This is a genomic window from Mastigocoleus sp. MO_188.B34 (genome assembly GCF_030065675.1).
GTDB lineage: Bacteria > Cyanobacteriota > Cyanobacteriia > Cyanobacteriales > Nostocaceae > Mastigocoleus.
In genome coordinates this window covers 38,239-50,836 of the sequence record NZ_JASJDK010000033.1, presented here as the reverse complement: position 1 = coordinate 50,836, position 12,598 = coordinate 38,239, and the positions used below count along the sequence as shown (strand labels likewise).

The window sequence follows — 12,598 nt, the reverse complement described above, 5'->3', positions numbered from 1 at the left end:
AAAATTGCTTTAAGCAGTATCAAAAAATGTGAAACCATTAATGATATTGCTTAAAGCAATTTTTCCAATCGCATCTGTTGCAATCTTTTGCTGATTTGTAGAATTTATCAAATAATCAATGGTTTCACGAGCGATCGCTTGATTTTGGAGATAAGCAGTCGCAATCATCTGCGCCATAAAAGGTAATGGTATGATGATACGTTGATCGAAACGAACTGGTAAATATAGCAGCAAAGATGCGGCGTCTGTACGCAGAGAAATTAAGAAAAGTACTGAAATCCATATCACCTCTACCAACCAAAGAATAGCTGGAACTAAAAGGAACAATATTCCTATACATTCAACTAATTTAGGATCTGAGTCTAATCCCCAACCAACACCAAACAATACTCCCAGTACTAAACCTAAAACTACCCCTGATGTCGTGCTAGAAGCAACTATAGAGCCAACTTGCCAAGCTAAACGCCATTTAATGAGGCTCAACACAATAACAAATATAATACCTAGCACTAATATTAGGGCGATCCCTAAAATCATTCCCCATCCAATACCCCAAGCAACTCCCCAAGCAACACCTAAAGCAGTACCCCAACCAATAACTTGCACCTGAGATGGTACTAAATAATGAGCAAGTATAAGCATTGCAAGGACAAAAACAAAAAGTCCTTTGAACCATGTCTCCAGTCTTTTATTATCAGTACGTGCTAAAGCTAAACCCATCCACCAACCGATAAAAAAAAGTAAGCTCAATATCCAGTTAAAATTACCAAATGCTAACTGTATAAAGAATCCAATTACTGAAACAACTAATAGAGGGACAACAGCAGTTATCCACCAAACTTGTTCTGCATACTTTTTTAAAGGAGGATTATTAGCAAAATCAGTTTGATACTTAAAGGGATTATCTGTTGGCTTTAGTTGTGGATGTATTTGAATTAGCCAATTCTGGAAACTGTAAGGCTGAAAGTATGAATGATACAGAATACTTGCACATTCACTTAGATGAGTTTGAATATTTGATATGAATATATTTTGATTCATAATTACTAGTTAATTAAGTCTTTCAATAACTTGATAAAAGTCTGCCAAGACAAAAAATTTGCAGCGACCAAAGTCAATAAAATTAAAGTGATTAATCCAATAATACTTTTAGTAAAATTTTCCAAAGCATCAAGAAATTCACCAATTAATTTAGGTAATTTTGTGAACACCTCAATAGGATTATTTTTATTAATTTTTTCCTGCTTTATTGTCGGACTAAGATGAATAGATTTTCTTCTTTTCTCTTTTTCAAATAGCTTTTTGTGTTGCTCAAATTGTTTTTTCGCCCATCTGATACCTTTATTATTATGGCGAACTTCCCATAAGTATGAAGCTGCAAGTTGTAACAAATAAGGATGTAGTTGTCCCCAAGTATAAACTTGTTTCTGTTCGTCAGGATTTAAAGCCGGTTTTTTATCCTTCCCATTAGTGTCAGGTAATTTCGTTAGTTCAATTGCTTCATCTGGGGTAAATCTATCTAACTGGATTACATGACCAACATTAAAAAAGCTGGAGACAAAACGATACTTATCAGCATAAATGTTCAATATTTCACGAGAAGCTAAAATAAGCATCAAAACATTATTGTCCATCAACGCTCGTAAATTATCATAAAATCCGTTATCAAATTCTTCTTGATATTTCAAAAGATTTTCAAAATCATCCAAACAAAGAACTGGAAGTAAACCTTGATTTTCAAACTCTGTTATTGCTCTAGAAAACCCAATTCTATTCAGAGGCTTTTGTCCTAAAAGCTGATTTAAAACAGGCTTTACTTGTACCGCCGAACAACTTAATAACTTTTGCGCTACAATCTCATAAAAATTTTCTTCTTGTTGACAAGATGCTTTCTTGAGAGATACGTAAATAACTACATATTTATTAGGGTCTTTAACCCTTTCTGACCAAATTAGAGAAAAGTAATATAACAGAGAAGATTTACCAATTTGTTTTTCTCCAACTATATTTACACTAGTTGGCTGTACGCCACTCATTCGAGAAAATATTGCTTGTAATTCTTCCTTTCTACCTACAAATAGTTGTGGATTTTGTAGCTTTGGACCAGCCACAAATGGGTTGGTTGGATGCATTTCAATAGTTCGTAACTTTTGATACTGATTATAATTTTTATCTCTTCAAGGACATGTCTAGAGAGCAACAATCAAGCAAATGGCGTTGCTTAATTAGAGGATGATTTGCCCCCCTAACCCCCAAAATTTGGGGGGAATATTTCTCAAAGTCCCCCAGAATTGGGGGATTTAGGGGGCTAGACTCTGGGATAAATTTTTAAATTCATCCCTCATTTATGCAACGCCGTATTTTATTTACTGATTTATTAGTTCTGTTAATTAACCCTTAAATCACCAAAACCCAGTCACAATTGCAACTGGGCTCATGGTAGAGATAAAAAGGAAGTGGGATAGTCCCCATCTGTTACATATAGAACTTCAATATAGAAGGCTAAGAGTTAATTGGATATTTATTACTACTGCCTAAAGTAAGTAGATTCCGGAACGTTTGATATTTTTTTTGCATTGTATTTTTTGTTGCTGTTTAGGTTTGAAAATCAAATATAAACGCATATTTAGCCTTATAAATTTACTTCTTGACTAGTTTATGGCGATCAAGTTCTGCTTTACTCCGATCTATTCCCAATATTGCAAGATTACATTAGACCTCTCCGGAAATTAAATATGTGTAACCCAAAATCCTTGTAGAGACGTACCAGAGCCTACGGCGTCGGCAAAGCCTCTGGTACGTCTCTACATTCTTTTCCGGAGATGTCTATTTAAGCCAGCTTGTCACCGAACTGGTTACTATCTAAATTTTGGGTAATTCCTATTTTTTTGCAATTTTACGATTTTCTCACCTCCGCCCTTGATGTTATAACATGTCGGCTCTACGCTATATTAAATATAGTAAAAATAATTTATTAATCATGTAGTAATGTGATAAAGCTTTCAAAACTAATCACGAAAGACCAATAATACTTTGACAAGCTTGGCAGTGGAACGAATTGACGCAAATAAATAAACATCAAATAGCTAAACATCAAATTCTCTACTAATTAAGTAGTTGGTGATAAGCGATATACATTTGTATTTATTCTAGTTCCGAATAATGGAAATTGAGCAGAACAATAGTAACCTGGTGAATTTGAAACTCAAACTTATATGAAGAAATAAAAGTAATTATTTGCTAATAAAAATATTTGACAAAAAATATTTCAAATAAATATAAGTATGTTAGTAATAAAAATCATAACTTGTTTGTAATAGCGCTTTAGCGCTACTACGAGCCAAATACAGATATTTTATATTTATTTACATAGTTTACTTTTTTCCCACCTACTTACTTACATATCAGAAAAGTATCTAATGAATGCTGCGATCAGTCTAGAAAAGGTCTATAAAACTTACAATAATCGCTCTGTAGTCAAAGATTTATCATTTACTATCGAAAAAGGAGAAATTTTTGGATTACTAGGTCCCAATGGTGCGGGAAAATCCACCACTATTAGAATGCTTACCACACTTACAAAACCATCCCAAGGACGAATTGAAATCTCTGGGTATGACGTATTACATGACTCAATGTTAGTCAAGCAAAGTATTGGAGTTGTATTACAATCCCTCAGCGTTGATGGGGATTTAACTGTATGGGAGAATATGGAATTTCAAGGACGTTTGCATCATATTTCTAACCCAAAACGACAACGGTTAATTAATCAATGGTTAGAATATGTAGAACTTGGAAGCCGGAAAAACGATTTAGTTAAAACTCTTTCTGGTGGAATGAAGCGACGTTTACAAATTGCAAGAGCTTTATTACATCAACCACAAATATTATTTTTGGACGAACCTACTGTAGGTTTAGACCCTCAAACTAGACGACGTTTATGGGAAATAATTCAAGGTCTGAATCAGCAAGGAATGACAATACTACTGACCACCCATTATATGGATGAAGTAGAATATTTATGTGGAGCTTCGGGTGTTCGCACAGCCGCAGGCGATCGCAAACCTGGGCGAATAGGAATAATGGACAGCGGTAAGTTAATTACTTTAGGAACCTTGCAACAATTACGTTCTGAAAGTGGTGAAGGTCTACTGGTGAAGCAAGTTGGGGAGCATTGGGAATATTTATTTTTCCCCACCTTGCGAGAAGCGAATGAATATTTAAACCAACAAGAAGATAAGACAGGAATGATGGTACGTCCTTCAAATTTAGAAGATATTTTTGTCGAATTAACCGGACGCCAATTAGATTAACTTTATCTAGATTAATGTTACTCAGAACAATGTAATTTAGATCAATACCATTCAGATAAATACCACTTAGATTAGTACACGCTAAATAAATTTTTATGCTCCACCTAGTTCTCTGAGCATGGAATCTACTCGACTGACACCCTCCCATTTTTTCTGGGTTTCGTAAAGACTGAGAGATTTTTTTAATTCCATTCTTGCCTCTCTAGAACGACCTTGTTTCATTAACATCGCTCCTTTCAATTCATGAGCTTTAGCATTTCTGGGGTCAATTTTCATTGCTTGCTCGAAAGCCCACTTCGCGTTTTCAAACTCTCTGAGGTTTAATAGAATCGCAGCTAATCCCAAGTAAGCATTAATATTATTCCGGTTTAATTGGATTGCCTTACGGTAAGCTGTTTTAGCTTTATTATTATCACCCATGTTACCGCTGACGTAAGCCAGAGCATAATGATAATCGCTATTGTTGGGACTAAGAGCAACCGCACGACGATACGCAGCTAAAGCCGCAGAAAAATTTCCTTGCTGTGCATATAAGTAGCCTATCCCAGAGAAGATACTACCGTTCTTCGGTTCTAATGTTGCAGCTTGTTGATAAACAGATATTGCACCATTGTAATCACGCGCATTTACCAAACGACGTCCTTCATTAAGTAATTGTCTAACCTGGGAAGTACTGCGTTTTTGAGCCACCAATACTTCTGCGCGAGCAACTGAGGGGATTGTTATCCCAATACTTCCTATAACGAGAACACTTAGCCAAAATGATTTTCGATTATACACAGTAATTTACCTGATTCTTATTGCAACTTTTTTCACGAATTCCGTAGTGGCATGTACATTAAAACAAAATTATTCGTTTTTGAAAACTCTATGCGATTACTTTTACAAAAGATTTATGAAGCATCAATATCCTCACTGATACTCACTTGGTAAATAAAAAAGACTTACAAGTAAAAAAATCAATTCTCAAAACTCGAATAATCCAGATGAAAACACTCCTCAGACTACATTTATAGCATATCTAATGTCTAACCTTAAAAAGATAAAATTCTATACTATCGGGCTGAAAAAATGTTTTATTTATCAAATAAATAAGTAGTAAAAATATTTCTAATTCGTGACCCATTAATTATTCTATTATTTACTTAGAAGGTGAACCAATGATTTTAAGTACAACTGATGTAATCCAAGGAAAAATTGTCCAATCATATTTAGGGATAGTAACAGCAGAAGTCGTCTACGGTAGTAATTTTCTTCGTGACTTTTTCGCGGGTATTCGCGATGTTATTGGGGGACGTACAGGTAGTTATGAAAAGCTATTTCAGGAAGGTCAAGAAAAAGCATTAGATAAATTAAAAGAAAGGGGACGACGTTTAGGAGCAGATGCAGTTATCGGTATTGAAATAGATACAGGAACCATAAATGTAGATCAGTCAGGGGTTTTGATGTTAATTACTGCTACAGGAACTGCAGTGAAACTTTCTCAATAAACAGTTCATAATTATTGCTGAATAAATTTATAACCAGGAGCATCTCACTTTTTTTATGGTTGTGGACATTAGGAAAATATGTCCACAATATACACCTCAAATTTGATTCATCAGAGATAATAGATATTATCACAACCAAAGGGTTTTGTATCTAATATATTCCTATATAAAAAAACTTCAATCTATATTCGAACTCAACAGGATTATTTTTTTTATTTAATTGCTATATATTCATGTTTATCTTTCTTGGACTAATAAATAAACAAACATCAATTTAATTGATTATCATTGAATTGTTTAAATTTATTAGCCATCCTACTCAAAGCTAATCCTCTGATTTTGATATCAATAATGTTTGAAGTTCATTCTATTTAATCATTTATCTGTAAAGCAATCTTATGAATATTTCAGTTGTGATGCAATGAAGGACATGAGTAACAATAAATACTTAAACTCAACTAAATTGGTATTTTATTTAATTAAAGTTACCCATAAAAACTTGGAGTTTAATGTTTCAGGTGTAAAAGTTTAAAGTGAATAACGGTTAAATATCGTCGTCTAATGCAGATTATTCCCCTGTATTTGTCGTTTTTGAGCAATGGTATGTGCATTGCGGGAGGTGTATTACTTAAAACTGATTAGATAGTTAATAGATGACGTTTGCGATCGCATGAAGGTTCCGCAAAGAAAAATTAAAGAATAATTGCTGTTTTGATGAAGTGAAAGTAAAGGTTTGGAAGTCAGGAGTCAGGAGTCAGAAGTCAGGAGTCAGAAGTCAGGAGTCAGAAGTCAGGAGTCAGAAGTCAGAAGTCAGAAGTCAGAAGTCAGAAGTCAGAACAGACCGCGTCTTGACAGACGAGCAGGAGTCAGAAGTCAGAAGTGGTAGAGACGTAGCATGCTACGTCTAGAATGAGGAATTATCTGCTGATTCCTAGACTATGCTTCTTTAAATTATCTGTTGTGTAACTAAATAATTCAGGTTAGGATGTTGGCAAATCCTGAAAGCTATGACCAAATAATTACTATTAGAGTATTTTTTTAATGCGTGTAATAAAAATACTGAACCGGATTTATTGTTTGAAAAGAATGTCCGGATAAGCAAAATATATTTTTAAAGTGCAGATAGAATTATCTCTATAGACAAAAGCTATGATTTAAATAGTATTTTGTAATTATTGATGTAGTATTTTTTTGTGAGCAATCAAACCCCCGATCGCCCAATCGAAATAGTTGGATAATCAAAATCATTAGAAAATCCAGTGTCAAACTTTTTCATAATTGGAACTAGAAGTAGTTACCACTTCAAATAAGCAGCTTCACTTCCTTGTTCTTGACGAATTTTGCTATCTTTCTCGAACCAAGCAATTATCTGTGGTGTGGTTAAATCTTTGATTTCTACACCATATTCTTCTGCGATATGAGTTAAGACTTTCAAAGATGATATTGTCAGTCGAGTTAAAAATTTTTCTGGTGAAGTAAGCAAAGCTGCGTCAACTTTAGCTGACTCTTCCAAGCTTAAAAACTGAGTTGATGGTTGTTGCGGTGGTACATTCATAAATTTCCTTGCAAACTCATTCCTGGGAAGCTTAACAATATGGTAAATAACAGTATTTCTTAGATTGGCAAAACAGTCAAACTAAGTACGGATGGATAACTATGGATATTTTTGAAGTTTTAAAGCTTTGGGAGTTTTTAAGGCTTTTGGAATTAATGTAAAAAACTTAATTTGAAAAAGTAAATCTTTAAATTGTTAATTCTTATCTTGTGTTAGCCCTTGTCTTTATACAAGATTATTTTTGTTTTGCTTGTACTAAATAACCACAACGATGCTCGCCACCGTTTATCATCCAATGGGTTCTTTCTACCGTACAATCTGGTAAAGCTGCAGCAAACATTTCTAATTCATGTCCGCAGACGCTGGGGAAAGACTCCGCTACATTGGAAATAGCGCAATTATGTTCGACGATCATAAAGCGATCGCTTAATTTCGTTTGAGATTTTTTCTTTCCAGGTTTTGTACTTTCAGATTTTTTACTTTCGGATTTTTTACTTTCAGACTTTATATTCCCAGAACTATTATTTTTCCCATTGTCACCTAATGTTACACCGTTTGTTTCAATCGGATGATATTCAGCCATGTAACCTTCGGCTTTTCTCAACTCTACTAAGGTTGCTACCCGCTTAGAAAGGGGAGCATTCCCTAAAGATTTGCGATATTCTTCGGCTTTACGTTCCCATTGCTTTTTTAAAATTGTGCTGACTTGATCCTTCCCCACTGTTTGAGCGATTGTATCAAGCAAGGAGACAGCAAATTGACCATAGCCATCACCAGAATTCTGGGGACTTGCGACCCAGTTTAAATAATTTTTCCCCTCTGAGCTAAGTTGATAAACATGTTGTGGACGTCCCATCCCTGCTTGGACGGACGATGAATACAAGATTAGTTTTTCTTCATCCAAATCTTTTAGGTGACGACGAACCGCTTGGGGACTAATATCCAGAGCGGTAGCTAACTCTAAAGCTGTACCTTGGACGTGCTTTAAGAGATACTCTAAAATTTCTTGTTTGGTTGAGGACTGTTGGTGTTGAGTGCTCGCCATCTTCGTCCTAGAAAATCAAAAAAAATGACTATTTGAAAAAAAACTGACTTAAACAACAACTTTGTTGTTAATCTATCTTAGAATGAAGATACCTTAAACAACAAGTTTGTTGTTTTAATATCTATGATTATTGTAACAGCAGTGTAACCATCCGGTCATTGCTTGGGAAAATTAGCTACCAATAGCTCGTCTTCCATCCTTAAAGAGAGACATTTGTTAACCGAACACAACAAAAACTACGATGAGCGCTACTGTTAAAACCTTAGTTAACCAGCCTTACAAATACGGCTTCGTCACTGATGTTGAAGCTGATACTATTCCTCGTGGGCTCAGTGAAGATGTAGTTCGACTGATTTCGGCGAAGAAGAATGAGCCGGATTTTATGCTGGAATATCGCCTCAAAGCTTATCGTCAGTGGCAAAAAATGACGGAGCCGAAGTGGAGTGGTTTAAAATATCCAGAAATTAATTATCAGGATATTATTTATTATTCTGCACCGAAACAAAAGAAAGAAAAGCTCAACAGTTTGGATGAAGTAGATCCTGCAGTTTTGGAAACTTTTGAGAAACTAGGTATTCCCCTGTCAGAGCAGAAGCGATTGGCGAATGTTGCAGTGGATGCAATTTTTGATAGTGTTTCAGTCGCAACAACTTTTAAGGAAAAATTGGCAGAGGATGGAGTTATCTTTTGTTCGATTTCGGAAGCTTTACATGAACATCCGGAATTAGTGAAGAAGTATCTGGGTAGTGTAGTTCCCATTGCTGACAACTATTTTGCGGCGCTTAACAGTGCGGTATTTAGTGATGGTTCCTTCGTTTATATTCCTAAAGGGGTTAAATGCCCAATGGAATTATCCACCTATTTCCGGATTAATAGTGGGGATACCGGACAGTTTGAACGTACTTTAATTGTAGCTGAAGAAGGTAGTTACGTCTCTTATTTAGAAGGTTGTACCGCGCCCATGTACGATAGCAACCAGTTACATGCGGCGGTTGTAGAACTTGTGGCTTTAGATAATGCCGAGATTAAATATTCTACGGTACAAAACTGGTATGCCGGAGATGAAAACGGTAAAGGCGGTATTTACAACTTCGTTACTAAGCGCGGTTTGTGTCAGGGAGTAAACTCTAAGATTTCTTGGACCCAAGTAGAAACTGGTTCTGCAATCACTTGGAAATATCCTAGTTGTGTTTTGGTGGGTGACAACTCTGTCGGTGAGTTTTACTCAGTTGCGCTAACCAATAACATGCAGCAAGCAGATACCGGAACCAAAATGGTTCACGTTGGTAAGAATACCCGCAGCACAATTATTTCTAAAGGTATTTCTGCTGGTAAATCTAGTAATAGCTATCGGGGTTTGGTGAAAGTTAATCCCAAAGCTGAAGGTGCGCGTAACTATTCCCAGTGCGACTCAATGTTGATTGGGGATAACGCCCATGCTAATACTTATCCTTATATCCAAGTTCAAAATAATAGCGGCAAAATAGAACACGAAGCTTCTACTTCTAAGATTGGTGAAGATCAGTTATTTTACTTTGCCCAACGGGGTATTTCTGCAGAAGACGCCGTAACAATGATGATTAGCGGTTTCTGTAAAGATGTATTTAACCAATTGCCGATGGAATTTGCGGTAGAAGCTGATAAGCTATTAAGTCTGAAATTAGAAGGAAGTGTTGGTTAATTTGGTGTGCGAGAAATATAGCAGGAGTCAGAAGCCAGGAGTTAGGAGCCAGAAGTCAAAACAACTTTGTATATGACGAAGGGAAATTTATTCTGGACTTTATTAACTTGCTATTCGCCGCTATAAATTACACGCACATCAAGACAGAAAAAATTAAAGTAGAAAAAATAATAATTTAAAGAGAGCGAGAGCATGATTAGTGAAAATAGCGAAGTGGTGCTGTCAGTCAAGGATTTGACAGCAGAAGTTGATGGCGCATCAATTTTAAAAGGTGTAAATTTAGAAATCCGTTTGAGTGAAATCCATGCAATTATGGGTCCTAACGGTTCTGGAAAAAGCACTTTATCTAAAGTTTTAGCTGGACACCCAACTTATGAGGTAACTGGTGGAGAAGTTATCTTTCAGGGACAGAATTTGCTGGAAATTGAACCTGAAGAACGGGCGAGAAGTGGTATCTTTTTGGCGTTCCAGTATCCCTTAGAAATTCCCGGTGTGAGCAATTTGGATTTCCTCAGGGTTGCTTATAATTCCAAGCGCAAAGCCCAGGGTTTAGAAGAAATTGACGCTTTTGATTTTGACGATCTGATTGAAGAAAAGCTGGAAGTTGTGAAAATGGACTCGGCTTTCTTGAGTCGTAGTTTAAATGAAGGTTTTTCTGGTGGTGAGAAAAAGCGGAATGAAATTCTGCAAATGGCTTTACTAGAACCAACCTTAGCGATTTTGGATGAAACAGATTCTGGTTTGGATATTGATGCGCTCAAAATTGTTGCAAATGGGGTAAATCAATTAACTAGCGCTCAAAATGCAACTTTGATGATTACTCACTACCAGCGCTTACTCAATTACATTGTCCCAGATTATGTTCATGTGATGGCGAAGGGACAAATTATTAAATCTGGCGGTAAGGAATTAGCGTTGGAATTAGAATCTCGCGGTTACGACTGGATTTTGGAAGAAGCAGAAGTTGAGGTGGGTGTATAATGACAATTCAAGTTTCTCCTAGCCCAGTTCCTAACTCCAATGCAGATAATTTAGTATCTAGTTTGTTAGATCGAGATGCTTATCTGAGCGAATTATTGGAAAATGTAGAGACGTACCAGAGGCTTAACGCCGACGCCGCAGGCTCTGGTACGTCTCTACAAAATGACCATGGTATATCTTTACAAACTAAATTTCCTTGGTTGCAAGAAGTGCGCGATCGCGCAGTGAATTATGTACGTCATTCAACTATTCCTACCACCCGCGAGGAAGAATGGCGATTTACCGATTTGTCAAGATTGAAACAGGTAAAATTTCATCCCGTACAAACCAACCACGGTGCAAATTTACAGGATACCCAACCAGAAGGTTCTAATCATTTAGTATTTGTTAACGGGATTTATACACCTGAATTATCAGCGATCGCAGATTTGCCAGATGGTGTTATAGTAAGCAATTTAGGCGATTTACCCGCAGAATACGGGGAGAAAATCCAGAAATATTTAGCAAAATCTGAAGGTGCTCTGGAAGTATTTACAGCACTCAATACTGTTGGGTTCAATGATGTAGCGGTAGTATGGGTACCCAAAAATGTTGTGGTAGAAAAACCGATTCATCTGGTGTATCTAACTGCTAGTAGCGAGCAAATAATCTCCCAAGCTCGTTGTCTAATAGTTGCTCAAAGTGGTTCCGAACTAACTTTGGTGGAAGAGTATGGAAATCCCGAATTTCTTGAAAATAAAGCTACAGAATCAGTTTACTTTAACAACGCTGTATCAGAAATTTGGCTAGAAGATAACGCCAGCATACATCATACTCGGGTTGTACGCGAAGCTGCAGGAGCTTTCCATATTGGTAAAACTGCTGTTACCCAAGCCCGTTACAGTCGCTATTCCTGTAATGCAATTAGTTTGGGTGGAAAATTATCGCGCCACAATTTAGAAATCTTGCAAACTGGCGAACAAACTGAAACCACACTCAATGGTTTGACAGTTATTTCCAAACAACAGTTAGCAGATACTCACAGTGCGATCGCGTTAAATTTCCCCTATGGGAAAAGTCAACAATTGCACAAAACGATTATTGGCGATAGGGCTCATGCAGTATTTAATGGTAAGATAATTGTCCCTAAACCTGCACAATTAACCGATGCATCCCAGTTAAATCGTAATTTATTGTTATCTTCTAAAGCCAGAATTGATACTAAACCCCAACTGGAAATTACTGCTGATAATGTTAAATGTGCCCATGGTGCTACAGTTAGTCAACTAGAAGATGATGAAATTTTTTACTTACAAAGTCGAGGTATAGATGAAAACGCCGCACATCATTTATTAATCGATGCTTTCGCTACCGAAATTATTAAACAAATACCTGTAGCCTCATTACAAGAGAGTCTTATTCAAAGTGTTAATCAAATGAGTGCTTAACAACTTAGTACTTAAAACTTGGTGCTTAAAAACTCAAATTTTGTGACGTGTTCCCAGGGAAGAATTTAAAACTTAAACCCCAAACCCAATACCCAATACCCAATAC

Annotated in this window: 11 protein-coding genes and 1 pseudogene; 6 read left to right on the top strand and 6 right to left on the bottom strand. The window is 36.2% G+C overall.

Features of this window, described 5'->3' with window-relative positions:
* Positions 1 to 9: 9 nt before the first annotated feature.
* Both QNJ50_RS10650 and QNJ50_RS10645 read right to left on the bottom strand, forming a co-directional pair.
* Positions 10 to 1,041: a hypothetical protein gene (locus tag QNJ50_RS10650; protein ID WP_300635078.1), complete on the bottom strand. Its 1,032-nt coding sequence runs from the start codon at positions 1,039 to 1,041 to the stop codon at positions 10 to 12.
* Between the two features lie 5 nt (positions 1,042 to 1,046).
* Positions 1,047 to 2,132: an AAA-like domain-containing protein gene (locus QNJ50_RS10645; RefSeq protein ID WP_300635076.1), complete on the bottom strand. Its 1,086-nt coding sequence runs from the start codon at positions 2,130 to 2,132 to the stop codon at positions 1,047 to 1,049.
* A gap of 1,287 nt (positions 2,133 to 3,419) precedes the next feature.
* Here QNJ50_RS10645 and QNJ50_RS10640 point away from each other — a divergent pair.
* Positions 3,420 to 4,313, top strand: coding sequence for an ABC transporter ATP-binding protein (locus tag QNJ50_RS10640; RefSeq protein ID WP_300635074.1), 894 nt, complete (start codon positions 3,420 to 3,422; stop codon positions 4,311 to 4,313).
* Between the two features lie 22 nt (positions 4,314 to 4,335).
* Here the strand turns inward: QNJ50_RS10640 and QNJ50_RS28570 are convergent.
* Positions 4,336 to 4,461, bottom strand: a pseudogene (locus tag QNJ50_RS28570) (hypothetical protein); the annotation flags it as partial.
* Positions 4,407 to 5,093 (bottom strand): tetratricopeptide repeat protein, encoded by a 687-nt coding sequence (locus QNJ50_RS10635; protein ID WP_300635072.1) that lies wholly within the window; start codon positions 5,091 to 5,093, stop codon positions 4,407 to 4,409. The gene QNJ50_RS10635 and the pseudogene QNJ50_RS28570, both read right to left, overlap by 55 nt.
* A 380-nt stretch (positions 5,094 to 5,473) precedes the next feature.
* Between QNJ50_RS10635 and QNJ50_RS10630 the strand changes: the two genes are divergently transcribed.
* A complete protein-coding gene (locus tag QNJ50_RS10630; protein WP_300635070.1) occupies positions 5,474 to 5,803 on the top strand; it encodes a YbjQ family protein in 330 nt (109 codons plus the stop codon).
* Positions 5,804 to 6,522: 719 nt separating this feature from the next.
* Positions 6,523 to 6,711, top strand: a complete 189-nt coding sequence (locus tag QNJ50_RS10625; RefSeq protein WP_300635068.1) for a hypothetical protein — start codon at positions 6,523 to 6,525, stop codon at positions 6,709 to 6,711.
* A 386-nt stretch (positions 6,712 to 7,097) separates the two neighbouring features.
* Here the strand turns inward: QNJ50_RS10625 and QNJ50_RS10620 are convergent, their stop codons facing one another.
* Positions 7,098 to 7,358: a hypothetical protein gene (locus tag QNJ50_RS10620; protein ID WP_027843137.1), complete on the bottom strand. Its 261-nt coding sequence runs from the start codon at positions 7,356 to 7,358 to the stop codon at positions 7,098 to 7,100.
* 235 nt (positions 7,359 to 7,593) lie between these two features.
* Entirely contained in the window at positions 7,594 to 8,403 is an 810-nt protein-coding gene (gene sufR / locus QNJ50_RS10615) for an iron-sulfur cluster biosynthesis transcriptional regulator SufR (RefSeq protein WP_300635062.1), read from the bottom strand.
* A 241-nt stretch (positions 8,404 to 8,644) separates the two neighbouring features.
* Between sufR and sufB the strand changes: the two genes are divergently transcribed.
* The 3 genes from sufB (at position 8,645) to sufD (ending at position 12,492) form a co-directional block, all read left to right on the top strand.
* Positions 8,645 to 10,084, top strand: a complete 1,440-nt coding sequence (gene sufB / locus QNJ50_RS10610) for a Fe-S cluster assembly protein SufB (protein WP_300635060.1) — start codon at positions 8,645 to 8,647, stop codon at positions 10,082 to 10,084.
* Positions 10,085 to 10,276: 192 nt separating this feature from the next.
* Positions 10,277 to 11,065, top strand: coding sequence for a Fe-S cluster assembly ATPase SufC (gene sufC, locus QNJ50_RS10605; RefSeq protein WP_300635058.1), 789 nt, complete (start codon positions 10,277 to 10,279; stop codon positions 11,063 to 11,065).
* A complete protein-coding gene (gene sufD / locus QNJ50_RS10600; protein ID WP_300635056.1) occupies positions 11,065 to 12,492 on the top strand; it encodes a Fe-S cluster assembly protein SufD in 1,428 nt (475 codons plus the stop codon). Before sufC ends, sufD begins: the two co-directional genes overlap by 1 nt.
* Positions 12,493 to 12,598: the final 106 nt, after the last annotated feature.

Excerpts from the sequence above, each read along its gene's own strand:
- QNJ50_RS10650 (WP_300635078.1), bottom strand. The coding sequence starts at position 1,041 with ATGAATCAAAATATATTCATATCAAATATTCAAACTCATCTAAGTGAA.
- QNJ50_RS10645 (WP_300635076.1), bottom strand. The coding sequence starts at position 2,132 with ATGCATCCAACCAACCCATTTGTGGCTGGTCCAAAGCTACAAAATCCA.
- sufR (WP_300635062.1), bottom strand. The coding sequence starts at position 8,403 with ATGGCGAGCACTCAACACCAACAGTCCTCAACCAAACAAGAAATTTTA.
- sufB (WP_300635060.1), top strand. The coding sequence starts at position 8,645 with ATGAGCGCTACTGTTAAAACCTTAGTTAACCAGCCTTACAAATACGGC.
- QNJ50_RS10620 (WP_027843137.1), bottom strand. The coding sequence starts at position 7,358 with ATGAATGTACCACCGCAACAACCATCAACTCAGTTTTTAAGCTTGGAA.
- QNJ50_RS10630 (WP_300635070.1), top strand. The coding sequence starts at position 5,474 with ATGATTTTAAGTACAACTGATGTAATCCAAGGAAAAATTGTCCAATCA.
- sufC (WP_300635058.1), top strand. The coding sequence starts at position 10,277 with ATGATTAGTGAAAATAGCGAAGTGGTGCTGTCAGTCAAGGATTTGACA.
- sufD (WP_300635056.1), top strand. The coding sequence starts at position 11,065 with ATGACAATTCAAGTTTCTCCTAGCCCAGTTCCTAACTCCAATGCAGAT.
- QNJ50_RS10640 (WP_300635074.1), top strand. The coding sequence starts at position 3,420 with ATGAATGCTGCGATCAGTCTAGAAAAGGTCTATAAAACTTACAATAAT.